Below are 23,182 nucleotides of genomic sequence, written 5' to 3'. Positions count from 1 at the left end.
AGTGCAGATTTTTCGTCTAATCCCATTCTATGCGCAAATCTCTTTTAAGATTTTTTCGTACAATTCACTATATAAAAGGAGTGTTAAAATGAAATCACTTTATTAAGTGAATTTCAGATTTGCTAACTCTATTTAATGTTTTGATATTTAGGTGTTTACGTGTTTGGCACGGCTATTGGCTTCTTAATGGTAAGAAACACTAACCGTTTTATCATAAACATTAAAACTTAATATCATGAAAATTTTAGTAATTGGAGGATCAGGATTAATTGGCACAAAAACAGTAAATAACCTTCGCCAGCTTGGCCACGATGTAACTTCTGCATCACCTCAAACAGGTATTAACACCATAACCGGCGAAGGACTTGCCGAAGCAGTTAATGGCAGCGATGTGGTTATAGACCTTGCTAACTCACCATCATTTGCAGACGCAGATGTAATGGAATTTTTTGAAACATCGGGCAAAAATTTACTGGCAGCAGAAATTAATGCAGGTGTAAAACACCACATAGCATTATCTGTGGTAGGGACAGACCGTTTGCAGCAAAGTGGCTACTTTAGGGCAAAACAGGTCCAGGAAGACCTCATTAAAAAATCAGGTGTGCCTTACACAATCATCCATTCTACCCAGTTTATGGAATTTCTTGGTGGCATTGTAGCTTCTGCACATGCTGCGGGCAGTGTTACACTTTCTCCTGCAAAAATCCAGCCTATTGCTGCCGAAGACGTAGCTGCAATAGTTACAGAGGTTGCACTTGCTAACCCAATAAATAAAACTGTAGAGATAGGCGGCCCGGAACGTTTTAGCCTTTCTGGCCTTGTAAAAAACTACCTTACCAAGACTAACGACCCGTTAACGGTTGTAGAAGATGAAAAGGCCCTTTACTTTGGCGCCCCTCTCGAAGACCTTACACTTGTGCCTAACGATGGTGCAAAACTTGGCAGCCTTACTTTTGAGGAGTGGTTTCCTAACCGCCCACAGCCAAGAACATAATACTCCCTTTTTTCCTGGCTTCGATACCCGTTGAAACGAAGATGACGGGTAGGCAGGTTGCCGTGGCGGTTGTAATGGGTATGCACTTTCCACCCGTTCGTGCATAAATATAACCCTACGTTGGCGCAATATATTTTGTGAAAACCAATCAACAACACGGCAATTCAGCGGGTAGCGGCATGCCAAAAATAAACTTGTACCTCAACTTTACCAACCATCATTTTAAATTAACAAACCATGAAAAAGCTACAGCTATCATCAATAATAACACCTGAAGTGCAGGGTGACGAGCAGTTTTTTGCCAGGAAAGTAAGAGCAAAAGATTTTAACGGGCTTATGGATCCTATTATTGGGTTTGACCATTTTGAACTTACAAAAGACATTTTTGGCCCTCACCCGCATGCAGGCATGTCTGCCCTTAGCTATGTTTTTGAAGATTCTGCACCTTACCAAAGCATCGATTCTCTTGGTAATAATGTTACTGTAACACCCGGCAGCCTTTTATGGACCTGGGCCGGGCGGGGCGTTGTACACTCAGAGTATCCTGTGCCCGAGGGTGCCAGTGTAGAGGGATTACAGTTGTTTGTAAACATACCTGCAAATAAAAAACACCTCGCGCCACAAAGCGTTTTTATTGATAAAAATGCCATGCCGGAAATTATAGAAGATGGTATACTCGTAAGGGTAGTTTGTGGCAGTACAAATACTGTTGTAAATACCATTGTAACACCCGAACCGCTAACCATTTTACACGCATTTATAGAATCTGAAAAAGAATATAAACACACGCTTCCCGCAGGCTGGTCAGGAACTGTTTTTGCGGTAGAGGGCCACTTCGAGATTATAATTAATGACCAGGCTATAGAGCTTGAAGAGGGTAATGTACTGGCAATGTCGCAATCTGATTATGCCGAGCCCATAACGTTTAAGGGTATTGGCAATAGCCAGCTGCTTTTTATATCGGGCAAGCCATTAAAGGAAGAGATATTTACACAGGGCGCTATGGCCATGGAAAACCGTGATGCGCTAACGGCTGCCCTTGCCGATTATAATGCCGGAAAAATGGGCTTTATAAAAATAGATGGTACCACCCGTATAGTGGTAGCACCGGTGTAAGTATAACTTAAACAAACCAATTATTAAAAACCATACATCATGAAACTATTTTATTTATTAAGGCTGCCAACCCTTAAAACAATTGGCAATAAAAAAGATTTTCACACCTCGCCACTACATAAGCATGACCAGTGCGACGGCTGCGAATTTTTAGACGAATCTATGCACATGCACGACGCCCCTTTTGCAGATACTGAGCTGGGCGATTATTAAAGTAGTACAGCATTTTTAACCAAATTTCAATTTTATATAAATCACTAAATACAATTATTATGCAGGAATTTTTATTAGTTATCCGTAGAGACATTACAAGCGAAAACCCAACGCCAACAGCAGAACAAATGAAAGAGGCTATGAAGCCATACCAGGACTGGGTTGCAGGTATAGCTGCACAGGACAAGCTTGTAGGCACGCCTAAACGCTGGGATGCAGATGGCAGGGTTATTAACGGTACAACTGTTACAAAAGGCCCTTTTGGCACAGGTACAAATTCTATAGGGGGATTGTTCCTTATAAAATCTGAAAATTATGAAGAGGCTGTTGCCCTGGCACAAGGCTGCCCAATTATTAAATACGGTGCCACGGTAGAGGTTCGTATGGCAATACCGGTGGCATAAAACATTTTTTTACCGGGCATGCTTTCGCCTTTCTTTAAGAGTTAGCATGCTCTTTTTTAATGAAAAATATTAACGTTAAAAAACTATTTTGTATGAACTGGATAGCCAATTTCTTTACAAGTTCTATAGGCAGAAAAATAACAATGTCGTTAACGGGCCTGTTCCTTATAAGTTTTCTTTTAGTGCACATGTCTATCAATGCGCTTATTTTTTATAATGATGGTGGTAAGATATTTACTATTGGGGCACATTTTATGGCTACAAACCCTATTATACGCACTATAGAAATTGTACTTATACTGGGTTTTGTTATACATATTATACAGGGCCTGCTTCTCTGGAAAAAAAACCGCGATGCAAGGCCTGTACAATATGCCTACTCTAAACCGGTAAAAGGGGTAACATGGTACAGCCGCAGTATGGCATTGCTTGGTACGCTAATATTGTTGTTTTTAGTAATACATACCTCTAATTTTTGGATACCTAACCGCATACACCAGTTTAAAACAGGAGAAGAGTTGCCTTTGTATGAAATGATGATAGAGAAATTTCAGAACCCCATAGAGGTTATTATATATACGTTTGGCTGTTTTGCATTATTCTGGCATTTGTATCACGGTTTTAAAAGTGCACTAACATCATTAGGCATAGACCACCCAAAATGGAATCCCATACTGGCATTTTTATGCAATAGTTTCTCAATAACAGTACCGTTTGTCCTGTTCATGATGCCTATATCAATTTATGCAGGCTGGCTTCGTTAAAAATTTTACACTATATATAATCAACACAAACATTTAAATTTAAAAATTATGAAAGCAAGACTTTTTATTGGGAAAGTATTTCCTAAAGCATTCCAGGCACTAAATGCAATGGATGTTGTAATTAAAGAATCGGACATTGATAAATGGCACCAGGAGCTTATTAAAATTAAGGCATCACACCTTAACGGCTGTGCTTTTTGCCTGGACAAGCACACGCAGGATGCACTGGCATTAGGTATAGAACCAAGAAAAATAGCTTTAGTAAATGTATGGAGAGAAGCCTTAAGCCATTTTACCGAAGAGGAGCAGCTAATACTTCAGGTTACAGAACAGGTTACATTTATACACCATGACGGGCTGGAAGATGCGCTGTATGCAAAATGTTTAGAAAAATTTGGCGAAACGCTTACGGCACAAATTATTACGGCAGCTACCGTTATAAACGCCTGGAACCGTATAGGCGTGGGCTTTAAAATGGAACCTAATTTTTAATTACACAAACAAGTAAAGCAACCATGTATACCGGCAAATCATATAAAATTTCAGAGTTTATAATCTGGACAAGAAAAAGCATTTATATGCTGCTTTTAATGGGAATACTACCTGTTGTGCTTTACCAATATTTAAACCTGAAATGGCTTGGAGTATCCTGGACGGTTGTTGCCCTTTTAGGTACCGCTACCGCATTTATTGTTGGGTTTAAAAATACACAAACCTATAACCGCACGCTTGATGCACAGCAAATATGGACATCGATATTAAACAGCAGCCGTTCGTGGGGCACCATGAGCAGGGATTTTATAAATAATACCGGGCATACTAAAAAGTTAGTATACCGCCATTTTGCATGGCTCACGGCGTTGCGGTATGAAATGAGGAGTTACAGGGTATGGGAAACATCCGGTAAGGCACACAACGCAGAGTATCAAAAATATTATTCTATACCGGAATGGGAAACAGATTTAGAAACAGAACTTGCCAAATATCTTGATGCTGCAGAATTGAAATATATTTTGAGCACCAAAAATAAGGCAACCCAAATTATGGCATTACAAAGCAAAACCCTTAAGCAGCTATATAATGATCAGGAAATTGTTGTACTGCAATTTGTCGATATGCAGCGCACCATAAAAGATTTTTACAGCCACCAGGGAAGGAGCGAGCAACTAAAAGACAGCCCGTACCCACGGCAATATGCAATTATTAATTCGTTGCTTGTGCGGTTCTTTTGTTTTTTGCTGCCCTTTGGAATGCTAAAAGAATTTGATAAGCTAAACGAAACTGTAGAGGGTATTATGAAAGGTAACATGGTATGGCTGGTTATTCCTTTCAGTGTTATTATATCCTGGATGTATATGGCGCTGGGCCAGGTGGGCGACAGCACAGAGAATCCTTTTGAAGGCAGCGCTAACGATGTACCCATATCTCAAATATCCCGCCTTATAGAAAATGACCTGCGCGAAATGCTTGGCGAAACCCACTTACCACCTTTTTTACAGCCGCAGCATACTATTATACTGTAAGGTAACCCAATACATCCTTTTAATACACATTTATTTTCCGGTTGCAAAAATTGTATCACAATAATTGCTGCCGGCAGGAGTACCTGTGTGCAACCTTTAAAACTAACAAGACAATAAAAAATAGTGCTATGATACAAGAAGATACAAATTTTACAAGCCAGGATTTTTCGGCTAAAAAGCTTTATGGAGATTATGATACCCAGCAGGAAATAGATAAAGAATATGACGTGGAAAGTGCTGTGGCTAATTTTCCCGATTATATAAGTAACTATGTAAGAACAAGCGAAACGACACGAAAAGTTTTAAAAAACAGGATAACGGTATCTTATGGCCATACGGTAATGGAAAGGCTAACGGTATATCCCTCTGCAAACCCTAATGCACCGGTGCTCGTTTTTGTACATGGCGGGTACTGGAAACTGGGTTTAGGCGATGATTACGATTTTGTTGCCATGGGATTATCGTTAGCTAAGTTTACAGTTGTAATTGTTACGTATGCACTGGCCCCCGTTGTAACCATCCCCGAAATTGTAAGGCAGGTACGGTCTTCGGTAGCGTGGACAGCAAAAAACATAGACGCTTACAATGGCGATCCTACAAGGATTTTTATTGCAGGCCATTCTGCCGGGGGGCATCTTGCAGCCATGGCTACATTAACCAACTGGAAAGAGTATGGCTTATCTAATAACATTATAAAAGGTATTCTTGCAATAAGCGGCCTTTATGACCTGGAGCCTGTAGCCCAGACTTTTGTAGAACCTGCATTGCGCATAACTGCAGATCAGGTACTGTCATCGAGCCCTTTAAGGCTTGTTGTGCCAAGTGCCATCCCCTTAATTGTAGCGTGGGGATCTGAAGAAACTGCTGCCTTTAAAAAACAATCGCTGCTCTATTTGCAGGCATGGCAAAGGGCAGGCAATGACGGCAGCTCATTAATAGTGGCAGATGCTAACCACTTTAGCATTTTAGAGGGATTTCTAACTGCCGACGGGTATTTAACTAAAGCAGTACTATCTCTTGCCAAGAATAGTTAAATCTATTTCCTTTCAAAACATTTTTTAGTAATTTCAGTCATTCTCTATAACAGGGTGGCATAACTATTATTCTTAACATCATGAAAAAATTATGGCCTTTACTCTCTTATAAAGAAGGGAAAGATACTTATCAAACATTACAGCTTTTTACGCAGGTTTTAGGTAAAATTAAACTGGCAACACTACCATGGGCAAACCATTCTTGGAATGTTACCCTGCACATTACACCATCGGGGCTTACCACTCAAAGTATGCCTTACGAAAAATTAGACTTCCAGATGGATCTTGATTTTATAGATCACGAACTTAAAATTATAACAAGCAGGGGAGATGTAAGGGCATTTAAACTTTACGGACTTTCTATAGCGCAATTTTACAATGATGTAATGTATGCCCTAAAAGGGCTTGGTATAGAACTGGAGATAATGACCACACCCTCTGAAATTGAAAATGCCATACCTTTTGAAAAAGATGAGGTTCATAAAACCTACCTTGCAATACATGCCACAGGTTTTCATGAAGCTTTACTATCTATACAGGATGTTTTTATGGTTTTTAGGGGGGAATTTACAGGAAAAAGCAGCCCGATACATTTTTTTTGGGGCGGGTTTGATCTTGCACTTGCATTTTTTTCGGGCCGTACTGCACCACAGCATCCGGGAAAAATACCGGGACTGCCCAACTGGGTTTTGCAGGATGCCTACAGCCATGAATTAATGGATTTTGGTTTTTGGACAGGATCTGAAGCATTTCCCGATGCTGCATTTTATTGCTACCTGTACCCGGAACCGGAGGGTTATAAAACAGCAGATTTATCTCCTTCAGAAGCATATTACAACAATGATATGGGAGAATTTATTTTACCGTATTCGGCAGTACAGCAATCTGCAAATCCTGAAGAAATGCTTTTAGAATTTTTAAGGAGCACTTATGCCATTGGAGCCAAACTTGCAAATTGGGATAATGAACTATATAAAAAAGACAGGGACTTTAAAATAGTAGAAGTACAGAGGCATTAAATAAATAAACGTGCCACATGATAAGTTGCAAAAAGTGATCCTGACTTATTAAAGTTAAGATCACTTTTGCATTATAGGATTATTTTTTTTCGCTATGGCTTAAAATATCAAGCCAGGAAAGTATATAATCGGCCTCGTCGTGCCATGTTGATAGACCTATTACAAAATGATTTTTGCCTGCAAATTCTTTATAATCGGTAAAAGAATGGTTCTTATCATACTTTATGTAATTTTCATAATTAAGCGAATTAGGCGTTATATGATCGGTACTACCGGTTATAAATAGCAGTGGCTGATGCACTTTATTAAAATCAATTTTTGCTGCACTGCTCAATGCATCCCTAAGTACACGCTTAGATTCGGGTATTGCATTTTCTTCATAAGATAGTAGCTGCTCTTCTGCAGTCATTCCATTGGTAAAAGCGTGTTTCCACTCGTTGAGGCTCATGAGGTGTGTTTTTTTTACCGATGTAAAATAACCCAAAGGTTTCCATATTGATTTAAGGAAAGGCCATTCAAAAGAGAAAACACCTTTTGGCGGTACAGAATGTATGGCTACCCCCGCCGAAACCAGATCGCGGTTTATCAGTACCTGTGCTATTAGTCCGCCAAGAGAATGCCCTATTACTATAGGTTTTTCGGGCAGGCTCTTTATAATATCTCCATAATGGTCTATAAGCTGCGAAAGCCGTAGCCCTGCAAGATCTTTATCGTTGGGCTGTCGGTTTCGCAGTTCATGTACGGTGCCGTCTTTGTAAGGCCATGGTGGCACAAGGCAGGTATAGCCTTTGGTTTTAAAATAAGCGGCCCACGGATCCCAACTTTTATGGGTCACGAAAGCTCCTGTAATAAATACAATTGTTTTAGAAAGGTACATAAATCCTGGGGGATTTGTTAGTGTTTTTATAAATATGTTAAATGTAATAGTCCCTAATTGTCGATTTCAGGTGCTAAAACATCGTGTATTTCCGGCTTGCGGTCAAACATTTTTTTTGCAAAAGGGCACTGCGGAATTATCTTTAGGCTATTGGCGCGGGCATAGGCCACAGCCCTGTCTAATAACTGCGATCCAACGCCTTTAAATTCCGGGTTGCCCACTGTGTGCTCTATGGTAATGATATGGTCTCCGGTAATGCTATAGGTCATTATACCCGCTTCCTGTTCGCCTTCGGTTGCTTTAAAATGGCCTTTAGTGCCATCGCTGTAATGTTGTATATCCATATATTATTTCTTGATATTAAAATTGCTGTTTTGTTCCGGCAGGGGTATAAAACCCGTTTCGCCTGGAATTTTAGGAAACTCCTGTGCTGTCCAGCGTTGCTTAGCCTCCTCAATAAGCTCTGCAGACGATGCCACAAAATTCCAGTATATGTGCCTCGGCTCCGGGAATGGTTCTCCTCCAAAAATATATAGCGTGGTGTTCTCATTCATGGTAAATTCGCAGATGGAACTATCTTTTGCCACGAGCAATTGTTTAGGTAAAAAGGTAGCACCATCGCTATCTATGCTGCCATCAAGAATATACAATCCGCTTTCGCCATATAAACCGCTGCCTATGGCTACTTTTTGTTTAGCAGTACTTTTTAATTCTAAAAAATAAAGAGGGCTATAAACCGGCACCGGCGATTTTTTGCCAAAGGCCTCACCTGCAATAAGTTTAATGGTAACGCCATTTTCATCCCAAACAGGTAATTCATCTTCAGTAACGTGCGCAAAAGAAGGATCCATTTGCTCCAGATGTTTGGGCAGGGCTACCCAAATTTGCAGGCCATGCAAATTCTTGTCACTGTGGCGCAGCCTTTCGGGAGTACGTTCAGAGTGTACAATACCTCTGCCGGATGTCATCCAGTTAACCTGTCCGGGAGTAATTTCCATTTCGGTACCCAGGCTGTCGCGGTGCAGTATATTGCCTTCAAATAAATAGGTAAGGGTAGAAAGGCCAATATGCGGATGCGGACCTACATCCATATTCTCCTGGTCGCTAAGCGCCACAGGCCCCATGTGGTCTATAAAGGCAAAAGGCCCCACAGTACGCTTATCTTTAAAAGGCAAGAGCCTGCCCACTAAAAAGTTGCCTATGCTTGCGGGGCGCTCTTCAATAATAAGGTTAATATTAGACATATTGTAAAATAATTAGCTTTAAAATTACGAAATTATCCTGAAAGAGCAATCTTCGATAACGATTTCGCTATCAAAACTTTAAATCACTCAAAATTTACAGACAATCTGCTGACTGGCAGTAATCTGCATTTTATTATATAGGTTGTTCAGGGTTTTTTATAAAATAAATAAAGGCTGCAATGCAAACCATCGCAACCTTTACAGGATATTTTTGTATGTTGAATACTTAAATTTTTTCCGATAAATATTTTGCAACTTCTGCAAGCCTGTTAGCAAAGCCCCATTCGTTATCATACCATGCCGCTACAGATAGTAAATTGCCTTCCTTAACGGTAAGTGGCAGGTCTATTATAGAAGAATGCGGATCGGCAACTATGCGGGCAGAGCTCCATTCTTCTTCCAATACATCCAAAACTCCTTTAAGCGAACCTTCGGCAGCAGCTTTTCTAAAGGCATCGTTAACTTCCTGTACAGTACAGTCTTTTTCTGTAATCAGGTTTAGCTCTGCAATACTGCCGGTACGGGTAGGAACCCTGTAAGCCTTGCCGGTAATTTTAAGGTCTTTCCATATAAACTGCAATGCCCTTGCTGCACCCGATGATGACGGGATGATATTTTCTGCCGCAGCCCATGAGTCACGCCTGTCTTTCATGGGTTGGTCTGTTAACGACTGGGTATTGGTGTAGGAGTGTACTGTAGTAAACAAACCGTATTGTATACCAAAGTTTTCTAAGACAACTTTTACTACAGCCGCAAGTGCATTAGTAGTACAACTGCCCATGCTTATTATTTTGTGGTTTTCAGGGTCAAACGATTCAAGATTAATACCTTTAAGCAGCACAGCATCACAGTCTGCCAAAGTTTTGCTTGGTGCACTAATAAGCACATGTTTTGCGCCCCTGTCTATATGTACCTGTGCCCCGGTACGGGTAGAGGCACGGCCGCTGCAATCTACCACAAAGTCAACTCCAAGGGCGTTCCAGTCGGGTACCTCTTTAAGCGAGTTTACATAGCTTACTTGCCTGCCGCCAATACTAAAGCTATCGCCTTCGGCAGATACAGGCTCATTCCACCGGCCATAATTAGTATCTACACTAAAAAGCGCAGCAAGGGTTTTAATATCCTGAACATCGGCAATTACCGCAGGAACAAATAATTTATTAGTTATCGCAACGCGCAAAAACTGGCGGCCAATGCGGCCAAATCCATATATAGCTATTTTAGACATGATAGTTGTATTTAATATTGTTATTTAGTTTTTAAGCTTCGCGAAGCTATAAGTGCAATAGTTATAAAAATTGCCATTTGGGCAAGTACCATATTCCATCCGCCGTAGTTCCAGGCAAGCAGGCCTATGTATGCACCACCGGCACCCCCTATAAAATAAGACGTCATGTAAACGGTATTTATCCTGCTGTTGGCCTGCGTATCTAAAGTATAGATAAGGGCAATGTTTGTAATTTGCACTGCCTGTACACCTATATCTATAAGCAGCACAGCTACTAAAAGGCTAACTAACGACCCGGGGAAAAGATACAAAGCCGCAAGGCTTACCAGTACAAATAGCAGGGATACCATTAGCGACCGCTTGTGGCTGCCTTTATCGGCAAGTTTACCTACAACCGGGGCAAGGAGTGCGCCACCTGCTGCCAGCAAGCCAAAAAGGCCTATTATTGCTGCCGAATAATTAAAAGGGCTTCCGCTTAAATAAAAGGTAAGCGTTACCCAGAACGAACTTAGGCTGCCAAAAGCCAGTGCGCCAATTAATGCCGTTATCCTTAGGGTATGGAATCTTTTAAGCTGCAACATTACCGATTGCAGTAGTTGAATATAGGTTCCGTTAAAACGGTCTTTGTTTGAAGGGAAATCTGTTTGCATTAATAATGCTGATAACGCCACTAATACCGCCGATATCCTGTATACATATTGCCAGCCAAGACTCTCTGTTATAAAGCCGCTAAAAACCCTGGCCGTAAGTACCCCTATAAGTATACCCGTAAATATAGTGCCTACAATTTTACCCTTATTTTCGGTTACCAGGCTGGCAGCCATGGGCAATATAACCTGTGCAGTTACAGCAAATAATCCTATAGCAAGGCTTGCCGCATAAAGCTGGAAAAGATTAGCCGCAAACGACATGCCTATTAGTGCAAGAATAAGAAAAACCTGCAACCATAAAATGAGTCGTTTCCTGTCCATTTTATCGCCCAGCGGTGTTATGAGCAGCAGGCCCAGGCCATAGCCTGCCTGCGCTAATGGCGAAATGTTACCTATGTGTTTAGGGTCTATATGCAGAGACAAAGCAATTTCGTTTAGAATAGGCTGGTTATAATAAATGTTAGCCACACAGATACCGGCAGTTACTGCCATGATAAGTACCTGGGTGAACGATAACTGACTTACTTTTTCCATTGTATTTTTTAGTATTAAAATTATTACTAAAATTAAGCATAAAAATTAATGTACAGAAAGCTTCTGTATCATTCGGTCAGATAACGGGTCTGCATACATGCCGTAAGCACTTAGCAATACGCCTTTAATATTATGTGCGGCAGATGTTATGCCGTAAATAATTTCTTCATCGCCGGGGTCCGTTTCACCTTCAAACCTAAAAACCCATTCTATATGAAAGTCTTCGGGCGACATGATGCCTGTACCGTTATTATATTTAATGGTGTCATAATCAAGGTTAAAGTCGTGGGTAAAGCCTTGTGTACGCAGCCAGTTAAGGGTTTCTATAACGGTGTCAAAAGAGGGTTGTGTATTTTCCATAATTGTATTTGTAATAAAACCCCATACTTTTTATAATATGGGGTTTGTTATAATTCAGGGTAAGGTTACTCTTTTAAAAATTTAATAAACTCGGTATTAAATTTATCTTTCTCTTCTATAAATAAGGCATGCCCGCTTTTTTCAAACGGTACAAGCCTCGACCCTGCAATGGCTTTGTTCATTTGCTCTGCCAGTGCAAAGGCAACAATCCTGTCCTGCTTAGCATTAAAAATAAGTGTTGGCACTTTTATTTTGGGCAGGTCATCACGAAGGTCTTCATCACGAAGTGATATAAGCGCCTGCTCCATAGCATATGCAGATGATTGCATTTCAAGGCCATACAGCCATCCTCCAATACCCGCATTTACAGATGTAGCGTTTAGCGTAAACTGAGAACCTACTGCGGCAAGAAGGGCAGGACGGTCAGTATTATTTAAGTCGACCCATTGCGAAATTTGCTCTTTGGTAAACAAAGGGTAAGGATAATCAGCCTTTTTGGTATGGCAGGGTGCAGCAGCAGCAAACAAGGCCAGTTTTTTTATGTGTGCACCATTAAATTTAGCCACATAATGCAGGGCTATAGCGCCACCCATAGAGTGCCCGCCTATGGTTGCATCTTTAACATCAAGCTGGTCTAAAACCGACTTGATATCTGTAGCAAACTGGTCGTAATTATAGCTGCCGTAAGGCTTGTCTGATTTGCCAAAGCCACGCATTGTTATGGCAACTACGCGATAACCCGCCTTAACAAGGTCATGAAACTGGTATTCCCAGCTTTCATCGCTTAATGGGTAACCCGGAATAAGTACCACAACAGGGCCATCGCCCAGATCTGTAACGTGTAATTTTACATTAGGCGCTACCTCGTAGTATTCTTTACGTGCCCCTGTAGTGCCGGTAGTTTGTGTAGTTGTTGCAACAGTTGTATCTGTTGATTCAGATTTTGTTTCTTCTTTTTTAGAGCAAGCTGAAATTGAGATGGCAAGTGCTGCCAATGCCGCCAGATTTACGATTTTGTATTTGAAATCCATGATTATTGTGTTTTAAAAGTTTAAATTAATGTGATTATCTGTTATCCGGACAGATAATTGTTTTGTGTTGGTAATTCTGATTCGATTTTAGAAGCTGCATGAACCTCTGCAATTGTAAATGAAACTGTTGCCCATAAATTTTGTTTTTAAATTGATTATATATTTAGTAACAACAATTCAAAAAACGACTCTTAAAATTAAGCTGCTTATTTATAGTTGCTTACGTTGTAGTGGTTAAAAAGCACCTTACGGTATTTCGTAATTTTATGGTCGGGTTTAAACTTCCTGTGTGCGCAGTAAGTACTGGTGTTCACCCATTAGTACAAGCTCTTTATTTTGATTATAAACAGTAACACCGGCAACTACAGTCCCTGTTTTGCCATTAGGTATCAGTTCCTTAATTTCAAGTGCAGAGTATAATGTATCGCCGGAGTGTACCTCTTTTAAAAACTGGCAGGACAGCCCTGTAAAGGCAATGAATACTTCGCCTATGTAGTGCGGGAACAATGTTGCACCCGGTGCGGTAAAGGCAAGAACCTGCAACCCGTGTACAACCGGTGCGCTGTGCCCGCGTTTTTGTGCCCACTCTTTATCATAATGCACGGGGTGATTATCGCACGATACGGTTTGGAATGCCGATGCATGGGCATCGGTTAAGGTGCGGCTTGGTGCCCTGAAAATATCCCCTATTTTAAGGTCTTCAAATGTTTTAGGTTCTACAATTAAAAACGTGTCCGGGTTAAAGTCTCCTGCAGGATTTGCATTGTTTTTTGAGGTAGGTTGTGTGTCCATTTTTTTGGTTTTTTTATATTACAATTGATTTTGCGATATATTTAATTACACTAAAAACATGCCTGTAATACAATGTGCTGTATACCATTAATTTATATTGAGTACGGTAACTAACTATTTATGTTATTTCGTAAATTTATGAGCAAAATTTTGCGAAACTGCTAAAGCAAAAAGTGGCGATTTTCTTTACTATTTAAGTTTTTTAGCCGAAATTGCATTGCCCCCTTTAATACCTTAATTTTATGGAAAAAAATAACGCCGCCACAGATGCCTTATTAAAAAACCTGCAGGAACGTGAAAGGGAGCAATCGCTTATTTTTTCGGTTTGCAACAGTCTTGCGCCCGTAACAGATAGCATTGGTTTTTCTCAGGTTATAAATCCACGGCTTAGGGAGCTGCTTAATTTTGACGATCTGATTGTTTGCACCACCGATGCAGATGAGCAGCAGTATTCTATATTTTACCAATGTTCTGACACTACAACTTTACAGAAAAGCAAGATTTTTTATAACACTGCCGACGGTTTTTTTAATTGCTGTACGGCATCGGCAGATAATATTGTTTTTGAGTTGTCGCAAATGACAAAAAAGCAACTGCCTGATTATATTCAGAAAGCACAACTATCAGGCATTCGCTATGTTATAGGCATACCATTACCCTACAAAAAAAAACAGCCCTCGATAGTTTTCCTACTATATAAAAAGCCTGACGGACTAAGCAGACAGGCGGCGAGATTGCTTAAAGGTGTTGCAACGCAGTTATCAATCACAGTACTTAATGTATCACTTGCGCAAAAGTGGGAAGTAATGGAGACTGAACTTGAGGTATTGAGAAGCAAGCCGCAGGAAGAAAAGCTGGCTCCCAAAAAACAGGAAATTACAGAGGATAATTTTTCGGGCATTATAGGCCGTTGCAGCACCATACAAAAGGTTTTTGATTTAATAAACCGCGTAGCTTATTCTGAAACCAACGTACTTGTAATGGGAGAAACCGGTACGGGCAAAGAGCTTATAGCATGCGCCATTCATCAAAACTCTCCTTACAGGGATAAAACCATGATAAAGGTTAATTGTGCCGCCATACCCGCACACCTTATAGAAAGTGAATTGTTTGGCCATGAAAAGGGTAGTTTTACCGGCGCTACGGACAGGAGGATAGGCAAATTTGAACTTGCCAATAACAGCACTATTTTTCTTGACGAAATAGGCGAGTTGCCGTTAGAACTTCAGGCTAAAATGCTGCGCGTTTTACAGGAGCGCGAAATAGAGCGCATTGGCGCAAGCAGCACAATTAAAATTAACGTACGTATTATTGCAGCCACTAACCGCGATTTGCTTACAGAGGTTGCCGAAGGCCGTTTTAGGAGCGACCTGTATTACCGCCTTAATGTATACCCCATAGTTATACCATCTTTGCGTGAGCGTATGGAAGACCTGCCACTATTAAGCAACTATTTTTTAACCTACCATGCTGCAAAAACAGGAAAAAATGTGGTTAAGTTTTCGCATAAGGCAATGGAAGGGATGGCCGCTTACCACTGGCCGGGCAATGTGCGCGAACTGGGAAATATTATAGAACGAAGCATTTTGTATGCTAAAGGGGATACTATTAAAGAAGTGCATTTTCCTAAAACAGAAACTAATGCACAGAATAGTAGCGAGGATGAATTTTACATCATGTCGTTACAGGATGTAGAAAAAGACCATATACTCAAGGTAGTAAAAAAATGTAACGGACGTATTTCCGGCCCTTATGGAGCTGCTGTTTTATTAGGCATTCCTGCTACAACACTCATTTCTAAAATGCAAAAGCTGGGTATTAAAAAAATGCATTTGGTTAGGTAGCAGACGCTAAAAAAAAAGCTGACACGAATTTCTCTGGTTCACAAAATAAATTTATTAAGACGGAAAATTCGTGTCAGCTTGCAGTTTATTAGCTTATTAAAGTGTTATACCAAATTAAAATATAATATAGGTCAAATATTTTTTCACGCAAAGTCGCGAAGCCGCAAAGCTCTACTGTTTAATAAGTTGGAACAACAGCGACTGTTAAGTCGCAAAGCTTTGCGACTTAACAGTCGCTTTTTCCACAGAAAATATTCCGTTTTAAACTTTGTGGCTTCCCGACTTTGCGTGACATTTAATCTCTATTGAACCATAAAATATATGCAAATGGTATTACACTAAATTCTCATTATGGTGTATTCTCCCTGATGACAATGCCCAGAAGACCCATAGCACAACACAAATAATTAAAGCTGCTGTAGGATAATTAAAAGATAGCCCAAAAGCAAGGCAGTAGGTAGGCAAACCGTAGAGATAATTCAGCTTTATCTTTTTAATGGCATCATTAGTAATATCCGGGCGTAGCAGTGTTTTATCGCGGCTTGCAATATACCACAACAGGTTATATGACAAATTAATAAGTACAAACAAACCAGTGTAAATGGCTACCACTAAGTTTGCCGATGGCGTATCGAAAAAGCGTGCCATTAAACCGGTAGGGTAGGATACAGCCGTTACCAGGAATAGTATAAGTCCGTTTGCAAAAGTAATCCCCGTATTCCTTACATATATTTGTTTAAACAATTTATGATGGTTTACCCACATTATATAAATACTAAAAAACGAAATAGAAATTGCCAGGTATGATGGCCATTGCCCTTTTAAATAGCTTATTATAGCGGTTGTACTTGTTAACGCGTCTTTATCGGGTATGTGCAGGTCTAATACAAGCAGCGTTATGGCAATGGCAAATATAGCATCGCTAAAACCCTCCATCCTCACAGTTTCTTTTTCCATTTCGTTGTGCTTTTATAGCGTTATAAAAACCGATTTTCTGGTTTTATTCTCAATATTTTTAGTCTTGTGGCCTTTGCCTGTTATGTCTTCTACCAGTAATATTTGGCCTGTTGTAAAGGTTCTTATATCGCCTAAAGATGTTTCTATTATGACTCCGCCATCGAGCAATATAATGTACTGGCGCTGTGGGGCATTATGAAAATCAAAATCGTAAGATGCTACAACTTCCCTAAAAATGATTCCCTTAACAAGTTCTTCATCCGAAAGGAAACCTATCTCACCATTGCTCTTAAGCGGAATGGTAATATCCTCAAAATGACTGTCGCCATAAGCATCGCTGTAAATACGGGTTACACTAAACATAGCTATTATTTAAAAATGAGCTGGTTAGCAAGATCTATTTCGTCCTGGCTTATGGTATGCCCCATATTAGGATATACCTTCTCGGTTACATTAGCCCCCATACTTTGCATCAGTGCCGTTGTGTCATGTACCCTTTGTACCGGTACATGAAAATCAGGGTCGCTCGTGCCTATAAATACCGGAGTGCCATTAAAATTGCCGTTATAATGATCTGGGTACACAGCATCGCCTATAAGCCCACCTGTAAAGGCAGCTATGCCACCATATTTTGCAGCATTGCGGGTTGTAAAATCGAGTGCCAGGCAAGCTCCCTGAGAGAAGCCCATAAAGTAAATGTTCTCTTTAGCAATACCTTGTGCCTCGATACTATCAACAGTTTTAGATAATAATGCTAAAGCTGAAGACAGGTAAGGTTCATTTTGCTCTAATGGTGCTAAAAACGACTGAGGGTACCAGCTATTATTTGTAGCTTGTGGTGCTACGAGGGCATAATCCTGCACGTTGAGGTGCCTTGCCAACGATAAAATATCTTCGGCACTGCCACCACGGCCATGTATCATTATAAGGGCTTTACCTGCTTCCTGTAAAGAAACGCCCGCTGTTTGTATGTTTTCTGTATGCATAGTTATTCTTCTTTTAGCCAAATGTCGGCATATTCTTCAGGATGTCTTTTAAACTGGCCAAGCACATAAACGCATAATGCGCGCACCATTAATTTATTCTGGCGTGCATAGGTAGTCATTGCATCCAGCAGTAATTTTGCATATCCCTTGCCCGACTGGTCTTCATCTACCTCGGTATGGTAAACGGTAAGTACATCATTTTTAATGCCTATTACCATTTCGCCTATTTTAGACTCCCCATCATACAGGTTAAAAGCGCCATGTTGCTTTTCATCCAGTTCCAGTTTTACATTTGCCATAATTTTGCTTATTTAATTATTGGTAATATTTTTTCTATCTCTGCCCTGCGAGGCTCATATTGTTTAGGCAGCTTAAGGCTTGTTCCAAGCGATTCAAAGGGTTCATCTACTGCAAAGCCGGGATTATCCGTTGCAATTTCAAAAAGTACCCCGCCCGGTTCCCTAAAGTAAAGCGAGTAAAAGTAATCGCGGTCTATTTGCGGAGTGATGTTAAGATTTTTTTCTAAAATACGTTCCCTAAACTCCATTTGCATAGCCTCATCCTTAACCCTAAACGCTACGTGATGGTTAGTGCCGCCTGCATTAATGCCACGTTTACCGTTAGTGTCTTCTACAAGGTCTATAACAGCAGCTTCGGTTACAGTATCGGTAATAAAGCGGTAACGGTTACCATCCTGAGACTGTAGTGTGTAGCCAAAAATATCAGTAAGTATCTTTGCAGTAGCATCAATACTTTTAAGGGTAAGTGTAGCACTATGAAAACCTTTTGTTGCATTTTCTTTTTTTACGGCTACGGTTTCCCAGGCATTCCTTGTATCATTATATTTAGGCACAATAAGGCTTAGGTTTAACCCGTCAGGATCTGTAAACGGCAGGTAGGTTTCGCCAAAACGCTCTCCTTTTTCTCCCACAGCAATATTAAATTCCTTAAAGCGGTCTGCCCAAAAGTCAAGGCTTCCCTCAGGTACAGAGTATCCTATATCGGTAGCCATACCGGTACCGTTCTCTCCTTTACCCGAGTTTTCCCACGGAAAAAAAGTAAGTATACTTCCCGGCTGTGCATCGGCATTGCCATAGTAAAAATGGTATGTTCCGGGATCGTCAAAATTCACGGTTTTCTTAACAAACCTGAGTCCTAATACATTAGTGTAAAAGTCATGATTGCGCTGGGCATTACCGGCAATAGCCGTAATATGGTGAAGCCCTAAAATTTTTTGTTGCATGATACTATTTTTTTGTGTTGATTATGAGTATTCTTGTTTTATACCTAATTTTTTCATTTTAGAATACAGCGTTTGTGCCGGCATCTTTAGCAATTCTGCAGCGCCTCCTGTGCCAAATACCTTACCTGCGCAAATTTTAAGGGCATTAAGTATATGGTCCCTTTCCATTTCTTCCATTGATTTTATTTCCCCGCTTACGGTTTCATTTGTTGTGGCAATTAAGGCTGTTTCAGGAATCACGGTAATATCAAAAGCCTGTATTTCATTACCTTTAGACAGGAGCACGCTGCGCTCTATTAAATGTTCCAGTTCCCTTATATTTCCCGGCCAGTTGTATTGTTTAAGCTGTCCTAAAGCAGCCAAAGAAATACCGGTTACATTTTTATGCGATTTTGCTGCATACTTTTTAAGAAAGTAAAGTGCCAGCTCTTCTATATCTTCTTTACGCTCCCTAAGCGGTGGCAGCTGTATAGGGAAAACATTTAACCTGTAATATAGGTCGAGGCGAAAGCGTCCTTCGGCTACCTCTTTTTCAAGAGACCTGTTTGTTGCTGCCACAATGCGCACGTTTACTTTTATGGTTTTATCGCCACCAAGGCGTTCTATTTCACGTTCCTGCAATACCCGCAGTAATTTTACCTGAGAGTCTAAAGGCAGTTCGCCTATCTCGTCCAGAAAAACAGTGCCACCGTCAGCCTGCTCAAACTTGCCGGTGCGTGCTGTATTTGCCCCGGTAAAGGCCCCGCGCTCATGCCCAAAAAGTTCCGACTCTATGAGCGAGTGGGGCAGGGCTGCACAGTTTACTGTTATAACAGGGTTTGCTTTTCGTGAAGAAAGATTGTGTAAAGAGTGGGCTATTTTTTCTTTGCCTGTACCGCTTTCGCCCAATACCAGTACCGATGTTTCTGTAGGCGCAACAAGATGTATTTTTTCTAAAACGCTTAAAAGTTCTTCGCTGTGGCCTATAATGCCATCAATAGTATTAGGTTCTGCTACAAAATTTTGCTGTAGTAAAACAGTATCATTTGCATGTTCTATGCCGTAGCGGTAACGCGCAATATCCAGCATTACAAGCAGGTCGCGCTCTCTAAATGGTTTTACCATAAAACCATAAGGCTGTGTTGCCTTTACAGACTCCAGCGTGGTTTGGTTAGTATTTGCAGATATGTATAAAAAAGGTACCTGTTGTTCTACCAGCTCCCATGCAAGGTCTATGCCTGTAAGGTCGCCCTTAAGCATAATATCCAGCAGCACCCAGTCCGGCCTTTTAGCCTCTATGAGTTTTCTTGCCTGCACTACAGATGATGCTATGCCCGTAACCTGGTAACCTCCCTTAATAAGCATTAATTTAAGGTCGTTAGCTACAATAAATTCATCTTCTACTATTAATATTTTCTCCTTCATCAGTTATCTTTTACATTTAATGGGTTATCGTCAGATCCCATAAGTTTTTTGTTTTTTATAAAGGTTATTATAACGTGCAGGCCTTTGTTGTTCTCAATACTAAAAGAACCGTCCAACTGTTCGCTAAGGCCTATCATAAGGTTCATGCCTAAAGAATCCCTGTTTTCTAATTCAAAGTCGACCGGCAGTCCTATGCCATCATCTGCTATTATTAACTGGTAGGTACTTTCATCTGTTTTTTTTAATTTTATGGTTACTATGCCCCTGGCATTATCAGGAAAAGCATATTTTATGGCATTGCTAATAGCCTCATTAAGTATTAAGCCCAGTGGTACCGCCTGTGCCACATCCAGGTCTACTTTATCGGTATCTAAAATAAAGTTTACCTTTCGGGTGGTATCAAAACAATCTTTTAAATAATTTACAAGTTCATAAATGTACCATGACATATCTATACTGGCAAGATTGTTAGACTGATACAGCTTTTGGTGTATGAGCGACATGGCGTGCATGCGGTGCTGGCTGTTTTGTATGGCCATAAGTGCATCTTCGTTATCCAGGTAGGCAGATTGTGTATTAAGAAGGCTAATAACAATTTGCAGGTTGTTTTTTACCCTGTGGTGAATTTCCTTCAGCAGCCATTCTTTCTCTGTGAGCAGCCTTTTAAGCAAGCCATTTTGCACATTAATTTTTTCCTGTTTTAACTGTAATTTACTGTTGCTGCGTTGTTTTAGCCTAAATCGGTTATATAGTAATCCTGTAAACAATATTAATGCAACAAGGCTGCCAATAAATACATAGCGCAGTACAGTATCGTTATATATTCGTGCTTCCTGCAGCTTACCCTGCTGCGTGAGCATTTTTATATTCTTATCTTTTTTGTCGGTTTCGTACTTAAGCTGCAGGTTTGCAAATTGCCTCCTGCTGTTTATGTTATAAAGAGAATCGTTTAACAGTTTATGCTCCTTTAAATGCGAGATGGCAGACAGGTAATTACCCGTGGCAGAATCTGCTTCAAAGCGCACTTTTTCTAACTGCGAAAGATTCAATAAGTCGTTATTCTTTTTTGCAAGCGTGTTTAATTCGTTAATGTATTGATAAGTCTTACCTGCCTGGCCGGTATTTATTAAATAGTATATCATGGCATAATACACCTTTTCCTGACCTATATGATCTTTAAAAATACCATTATTAACATCGTTACATTTTACTAAGTGGTCATAATAAGGTTTTGCCTTATCATATTTTTTTAGCTTGCAATAAATTAAAATAAATATCGATGCATACTCTGTATTACAATCTTTGGTATGGTAATACTTAGGCACATTGTTTAATATAGAAAGGGCCTCGTCATATTTATCCCTGCTTAGCAGCCCCCTGGCAGTATTAATTGTTATAGCATTTATGCCAACTTCATCATTACCTCTTTTTGCTACCTCAATGGCTTTTTTATAATAGTCTACAGATTTGTCATAAAATTTCATTTCAGAATAAATAGTTCCTGTAAGGTCGTATATAATACTAAGCCAGTCATCTTTAATTTTAATATTTTCGGTTATCTTCTCGGCAGCCAGCGCATAAGCCAGCGCTTCTTTGTATTTGCCCTGTACCCTTAAGTTTAAGCCCAGCATTGTATATTCCTTATACAGGTCATGCCTTTTTATGCTCTTTTTAATGCTGATTGCCTGTAGCGCATATTTGTTAGATATTCCCGGCTCGTCAATGCTATTATAAAGTATAGATATCTGATTAAATGTTTCTGCCTCATCATAAAGTGCACCTGCCTGTTTATATAATACGGCGGCCTTTTTTAAATCTTCGGCTTTTTTTAAATTCTCATTGTCTTCAATGTCCACTGCCGAGGTAACGTATATACTTGCCGCTTCATTTTTTAGGTTGTTACTAAGGGCATAATCCAGTGCTGCCCGACATAAGTTGCGGGCAGCAGTACTATTTCCTTTTTCATTTGCAATGCGGCTATTAAGCAACATGCTTTTTGCTACATTACTTTTTAATCCAAGCTCCCTGCTGATTTTTACCGACTGGCCATTAAGTAACCCGGCACTATCCAGGTCTTTTTTAAGGCTGCCTTCTGTTTCTAAATAATATTCTGCTGCATTATATAATAAGCCGGCTTTTTTTTCTTCATTTTTTTCAAAATGAATTTTAGCAATTATAGCGTTCATCTCTTGCCGGGATATGCTCTGGCAGTAGCTTTTGTTTATGCAAAAAACTAAAACTAAAGCCGGTATTATATATTTACAAATCATTTTTTTTTTAAAATTACTGTTATGCAGCTACCTGGGGTTTAGCCGATAAAAAATAACAAGCCAGCATAGCAAACCCGGGCAGGATAATAGATGCAAGCCCAAATTCTCTTGCTAATAAGGCCCCAAGTATACAGCCTGCCAAAAAACCTATTATTGTTGTCATTTGTTTTTTAAAGCTTACAAGTGCATCTCCTGCACTAAACTTACCGGCTATAAGCAACCCAAAATCTAAAGATGCCTGGGTTACATTTCCTGTCATCATGGTTGTGGGGCCATAGGTTTCTTTACTGTAAAGCTTACCGTAGGCATTTTGAAGCCCTAATGCAAAAACGGTCATCATTACTATTGTGTACATAAAAACCTTGTCTTTTTCCAAGTGCCAGGTAAAAGCTAAAATTCCGACAATAATAAGTATTATGGCCTCTGCCAGCAATACTTTATTTTTGTTTTCTGCTTTTAAGGATAACCTTCCGCCAATTATTACCGCGATGATAAATACCGGAAAGGTAAGCAATTTTACCCATGAATTAATGTTAGAACCGGTTATCATCTGGTAGGCAAACGTTATAAAGTTGCCTGTTACGTGTGCCGAAAATATATTATCGCCGGCTACAAATGTGGCCGTATCGCAATAGCCGGCAACAGCCGTAAGCATCATGGTTACCTTACCAATGTTATTTGTTTGTGCCATTTTT

26 protein-coding genes are annotated in these 23,182 nt (G+C 40.1%); 10 read left to right on the top strand and 16 right to left on the bottom strand.

What is annotated here, in order from left to right:
- Positions 1 to 235 precede the first annotated feature (235 nt).
- The 9 genes from F565_RS0102950 to F565_RS0102910 all read left to right on the top strand — a co-directional run bounded on the left by F565_RS0102950 (position 236) and on the right by F565_RS0102910 (position 7,067).
- Positions 236 to 994, top strand: coding sequence for an SDR family oxidoreductase (locus F565_RS0102950; protein WP_020211704.1), 759 nt, complete (start codon positions 236 to 238; stop codon positions 992 to 994).
- Between the two features lie 237 nt (positions 995 to 1,231).
- The gene (locus tag F565_RS21120) at positions 1,232 to 2,110 is read left to right on the top strand and encodes a pirin family protein (RefSeq protein ID WP_020211703.1); all 879 of its coding nucleotides are present in this window, start codon (positions 1,232 to 1,234) and stop codon (positions 2,108 to 2,110) included.
- Positions 2,111 to 2,149: 39 nt separating this feature from the next.
- On the top strand, positions 2,150 to 2,323 hold the full coding sequence (locus F565_RS22785) for a hypothetical protein (protein WP_020211702.1): 174 nt from the start codon (positions 2,150 to 2,152) through the stop codon (positions 2,321 to 2,323).
- Positions 2,324 to 2,382: 59 nt separating this feature from the next.
- Positions 2,383 to 2,727 (top strand): YciI family protein, encoded by a 345-nt coding sequence (locus tag F565_RS0102935; protein WP_020211701.1) that lies wholly within the window; start codon positions 2,383 to 2,385, stop codon positions 2,725 to 2,727.
- Between the two features lie 92 nt (positions 2,728 to 2,819).
- Positions 2,820 to 3,491 (top strand): succinate dehydrogenase cytochrome b subunit, encoded by a 672-nt coding sequence (locus tag F565_RS0102930; protein WP_026299847.1) that lies wholly within the window; start codon positions 2,820 to 2,822, stop codon positions 3,489 to 3,491.
- Positions 3,492 to 3,539: 48 nt separating this feature from the next.
- Positions 3,540 to 3,983, top strand: coding sequence for a carboxymuconolactone decarboxylase family protein (locus tag F565_RS0102925; RefSeq protein ID WP_020211699.1), 444 nt, complete (start codon positions 3,540 to 3,542; stop codon positions 3,981 to 3,983).
- Between the two features lie 86 nt (positions 3,984 to 4,069).
- Positions 4,070 to 5,014 carry a bestrophin family protein gene (locus tag F565_RS0102920; RefSeq protein ID WP_197062222.1) on the top strand — a complete coding sequence of 315 codons (945 nt, stop codon included), beginning with the start codon at positions 4,070 to 4,072 and terminating at the stop codon, positions 5,012 to 5,014.
- Between the two features lie 128 nt (positions 5,015 to 5,142).
- A complete protein-coding gene (locus F565_RS0102915; RefSeq protein WP_020211697.1) occupies positions 5,143 to 6,048 on the top strand; it encodes an alpha/beta hydrolase in 906 nt (301 codons plus the stop codon).
- 80 nt (positions 6,049 to 6,128) lie between these two features.
- Entirely contained in the window at positions 6,129 to 7,067 is a 939-nt protein-coding gene (locus tag F565_RS0102910) for a DUF5996 family protein (protein ID WP_020211696.1), read from the top strand.
- Positions 7,068 to 7,146: 79 nt separating this feature from the next.
- Here F565_RS0102910 and F565_RS0102905 read toward each other — a convergent pair whose 3' ends face one another.
- The 8 genes from F565_RS0102905 to F565_RS0102870 form a co-directional block, all read right to left on the bottom strand.
- Positions 7,147 to 7,944, bottom strand: coding sequence for an alpha/beta hydrolase (locus tag F565_RS0102905; protein ID WP_020211695.1), 798 nt, complete (start codon positions 7,942 to 7,944; stop codon positions 7,147 to 7,149).
- A 53-nt stretch (positions 7,945 to 7,997) separates the two neighbouring features.
- Positions 7,998 to 8,288 (bottom strand): GNAT family N-acetyltransferase, encoded by a 291-nt coding sequence (locus F565_RS0102900; protein ID WP_020211694.1) that lies wholly within the window; start codon positions 8,286 to 8,288, stop codon positions 7,998 to 8,000.
- A gap of 3 nt (positions 8,289 to 8,291) precedes the next feature.
- Positions 8,292 to 9,188, bottom strand: coding sequence for a pirin family protein (locus F565_RS0102895; protein WP_020211693.1), 897 nt, complete (start codon positions 9,186 to 9,188; stop codon positions 8,292 to 8,294).
- Between the two features lie 226 nt (positions 9,189 to 9,414).
- Positions 9,415 to 10,416: a type I glyceraldehyde-3-phosphate dehydrogenase gene (locus F565_RS0102890; RefSeq protein ID WP_020211692.1), complete on the bottom strand. Its 1,002-nt coding sequence runs from the start codon at positions 10,414 to 10,416 to the stop codon at positions 9,415 to 9,417.
- Between the two features lie 20 nt (positions 10,417 to 10,436).
- Positions 10,437 to 11,600, bottom strand: coding sequence for an MFS transporter (locus tag F565_RS0102885; RefSeq protein ID WP_020211691.1), 1,164 nt, complete (start codon positions 11,598 to 11,600; stop codon positions 10,437 to 10,439).
- A 45-nt stretch (positions 11,601 to 11,645) separates the two neighbouring features.
- Positions 11,646 to 11,960 (bottom strand): hypothetical protein, encoded by a 315-nt coding sequence (locus F565_RS0102880; RefSeq protein WP_020211690.1) that lies wholly within the window; start codon positions 11,958 to 11,960, stop codon positions 11,646 to 11,648.
- Positions 11,961 to 12,025: 65 nt separating this feature from the next.
- Positions 12,026 to 12,991 carry an alpha/beta fold hydrolase gene (locus tag F565_RS0102875; protein ID WP_020211689.1) on the bottom strand — a complete coding sequence of 322 codons (966 nt, stop codon included), beginning with the start codon at positions 12,989 to 12,991 and terminating at the stop codon, positions 12,026 to 12,028.
- Between the two features lie 276 nt (positions 12,992 to 13,267).
- Positions 13,268 to 13,783 (bottom strand): MaoC family dehydratase, encoded by a 516-nt coding sequence (locus F565_RS0102870; RefSeq protein ID WP_020211688.1) that lies wholly within the window; start codon positions 13,781 to 13,783, stop codon positions 13,268 to 13,270.
- Between the two features lie 242 nt (positions 13,784 to 14,025).
- On the opposite strand from F565_RS0102870, the gene F565_RS0102865 reads away from it, so the two are divergent.
- Positions 14,026 to 15,627: a sigma-54 interaction domain-containing protein gene (locus F565_RS0102865; protein ID WP_020211687.1), complete on the top strand. Its 1,602-nt coding sequence runs from the start codon at positions 14,026 to 14,028 to the stop codon at positions 15,625 to 15,627.
- 333 nt (positions 15,628 to 15,960) lie between these two features.
- Here the strand turns inward: F565_RS0102865 and F565_RS0102860 are convergent, their stop codons facing one another.
- The 8 genes from F565_RS0102860 to F565_RS0102825 all read right to left on the bottom strand — a co-directional run bounded on the left by F565_RS0102860 (position 15,961) and on the right by F565_RS0102825 (position 23,178).
- Positions 15,961 to 16,584: a TMEM175 family protein gene (locus F565_RS0102860; protein WP_020211686.1), complete on the bottom strand. Its 624-nt coding sequence runs from the start codon at positions 16,582 to 16,584 to the stop codon at positions 15,961 to 15,963.
- A 12-nt stretch (positions 16,585 to 16,596) separates the two neighbouring features.
- Positions 16,597 to 16,947 (bottom strand): cupin domain-containing protein, encoded by a 351-nt coding sequence (locus F565_RS0102855; RefSeq protein ID WP_020211685.1) that lies wholly within the window; start codon positions 16,945 to 16,947, stop codon positions 16,597 to 16,599.
- Between the two features lie 5 nt (positions 16,948 to 16,952).
- A complete protein-coding gene (locus F565_RS0102850) occupies positions 16,953 to 17,570 on the bottom strand; it encodes an alpha/beta hydrolase (RefSeq protein WP_020211684.1) in 618 nt (205 codons plus the stop codon).
- 2 nt (positions 17,571 to 17,572) lie between these two features.
- A complete protein-coding gene (locus F565_RS0102845) occupies positions 17,573 to 17,869 on the bottom strand; it encodes a GNAT family N-acetyltransferase (protein WP_020211683.1) in 297 nt (98 codons plus the stop codon).
- Positions 17,870 to 17,877: 8 nt separating this feature from the next.
- Positions 17,878 to 18,813, bottom strand: coding sequence for a ring-cleaving dioxygenase (locus F565_RS0102840; RefSeq protein ID WP_020211682.1), 936 nt, complete (start codon positions 18,811 to 18,813; stop codon positions 17,878 to 17,880).
- A 21-nt stretch (positions 18,814 to 18,834) separates the two neighbouring features.
- On the bottom strand, positions 18,835 to 20,217 hold the full coding sequence (locus F565_RS0102835; RefSeq protein ID WP_020211681.1) for a sigma-54-dependent transcriptional regulator: 1,383 nt from the start codon (positions 20,215 to 20,217) through the stop codon (positions 18,835 to 18,837).
- Positions 20,217 to 22,403 carry a histidine kinase dimerization/phosphoacceptor domain -containing protein gene (locus tag F565_RS22255; protein ID WP_169336014.1) on the bottom strand — a complete coding sequence of 729 codons (2,187 nt, stop codon included), beginning with the start codon at positions 22,401 to 22,403 and terminating at the stop codon, positions 20,217 to 20,219. The genes F565_RS0102835 and F565_RS22255 overlap by 1 nt, the downstream gene beginning before the upstream one ends.
- A gap of 103 nt (positions 22,404 to 22,506) precedes the next feature.
- A complete protein-coding gene (locus tag F565_RS0102825; RefSeq protein ID WP_020211679.1) occupies positions 22,507 to 23,178 on the bottom strand; it encodes a YoaK family protein in 672 nt (223 codons plus the stop codon).
- Positions 23,179 to 23,182 lie beyond the last annotated feature (4 nt).

Source organism: Flavobacterium rivuli WB 3.3-2 = DSM 21788, assembly GCF_000378485.1.
Classification (GTDB): domain Bacteria; phylum Bacteroidota; class Bacteroidia; order Flavobacteriales; family Flavobacteriaceae; genus Flavobacterium; species Flavobacterium rivuli.
The sequence above is the reverse complement of the archived record's forward strand: the minus strand, read 5'-3'. Positions and strand labels throughout refer to the sequence as shown.

Excerpts from the sequence above, each read along its gene's own strand:
- F565_RS0102950 (WP_020211704.1), top strand. The coding sequence starts at position 236 with ATGAAAATTTTAGTAATTGGAGGATCAGGATTAATTGGCACAAAAACA.
- F565_RS21120 (WP_020211703.1), top strand. The coding sequence starts at position 1,232 with ATGAAAAAGCTACAGCTATCATCAATAATAACACCTGAAGTGCAGGGT.
- F565_RS22785 (WP_020211702.1), top strand. The coding sequence starts at position 2,150 with ATGAAACTATTTTATTTATTAAGGCTGCCAACCCTTAAAACAATTGGC.
- F565_RS0102935 (WP_020211701.1), top strand. The coding sequence starts at position 2,383 with ATGCAGGAATTTTTATTAGTTATCCGTAGAGACATTACAAGCGAAAAC.
- F565_RS0102930 (WP_026299847.1), top strand. The coding sequence starts at position 2,820 with ATGAACTGGATAGCCAATTTCTTTACAAGTTCTATAGGCAGAAAAATA.
- F565_RS0102925 (WP_020211699.1), top strand. The coding sequence starts at position 3,540 with ATGAAAGCAAGACTTTTTATTGGGAAAGTATTTCCTAAAGCATTCCAG.
- F565_RS0102920 (WP_197062222.1), top strand. The coding sequence starts at position 4,070 with ATGCTGCTTTTAATGGGAATACTACCTGTTGTGCTTTACCAATATTTA.
- F565_RS0102915 (WP_020211697.1), top strand. The coding sequence starts at position 5,143 with ATGATACAAGAAGATACAAATTTTACAAGCCAGGATTTTTCGGCTAAA.
- F565_RS0102910 (WP_020211696.1), top strand. The coding sequence starts at position 6,129 with ATGAAAAAATTATGGCCTTTACTCTCTTATAAAGAAGGGAAAGATACT.
- F565_RS0102905 (WP_020211695.1), bottom strand. The coding sequence starts at position 7,944 with ATGTACCTTTCTAAAACAATTGTATTTATTACAGGAGCTTTCGTGACC.
- F565_RS0102900 (WP_020211694.1), bottom strand. The coding sequence starts at position 8,288 with ATGGATATACAACATTACAGCGATGGCACTAAAGGCCATTTTAAAGCA.
- F565_RS0102895 (WP_020211693.1), bottom strand. The coding sequence starts at position 9,188 with ATGTCTAATATTAACCTTATTATTGAAGAGCGCCCCGCAAGCATAGGC.
- F565_RS0102890 (WP_020211692.1), bottom strand. The coding sequence starts at position 10,416 with ATGTCTAAAATAGCTATATATGGATTTGGCCGCATTGGCCGCCAGTTT.
- F565_RS0102885 (WP_020211691.1), bottom strand. The coding sequence starts at position 11,600 with ATGGAAAAAGTAAGTCAGTTATCGTTCACCCAGGTACTTATCATGGCA.
- F565_RS0102880 (WP_020211690.1), bottom strand. The coding sequence starts at position 11,960 with ATGGAAAATACACAACCCTCTTTTGACACCGTTATAGAAACCCTTAAC.
- F565_RS0102875 (WP_020211689.1), bottom strand. The coding sequence starts at position 12,991 with ATGGATTTCAAATACAAAATCGTAAATCTGGCGGCATTGGCAGCACTT.
- F565_RS0102870 (WP_020211688.1), bottom strand. The coding sequence starts at position 13,783 with ATGGACACACAACCTACCTCAAAAAACAATGCAAATCCTGCAGGAGAC.
- F565_RS0102865 (WP_020211687.1), top strand. The coding sequence starts at position 14,026 with ATGGAAAAAAATAACGCCGCCACAGATGCCTTATTAAAAAACCTGCAG.
- F565_RS0102860 (WP_020211686.1), bottom strand. The coding sequence starts at position 16,584 with ATGGAAAAAGAAACTGTGAGGATGGAGGGTTTTAGCGATGCTATATTT.
- F565_RS0102855 (WP_020211685.1), bottom strand. The coding sequence starts at position 16,947 with ATGTTTAGTGTAACCCGTATTTACAGCGATGCTTATGGCGACAGTCAT.
- F565_RS0102850 (WP_020211684.1), bottom strand. The coding sequence starts at position 17,570 with ATGCATACAGAAAACATACAAACAGCGGGCGTTTCTTTACAGGAAGCA.
- F565_RS0102845 (WP_020211683.1), bottom strand. The coding sequence starts at position 17,869 with ATGGCAAATGTAAAACTGGAACTGGATGAAAAGCAACATGGCGCTTTT.
- F565_RS0102840 (WP_020211682.1), bottom strand. The coding sequence starts at position 18,813 with ATGCAACAAAAAATTTTAGGGCTTCACCATATTACGGCTATTGCCGGT.
- F565_RS0102835 (WP_020211681.1), bottom strand. The coding sequence starts at position 20,217 with ATGAAGGAGAAAATATTAATAGTAGAAGATGAATTTATTGTAGCTAAC.
- F565_RS22255 (WP_169336014.1), bottom strand. The coding sequence starts at position 22,403 with ATGAACGCTATAATTGCTAAAATTCATTTTGAAAAAAATGAAGAAAAA.
- F565_RS0102825 (WP_020211679.1), bottom strand. The coding sequence starts at position 23,178 with ATGGCACAAACAAATAACATTGGTAAGGTAACCATGATGCTTACGGCT.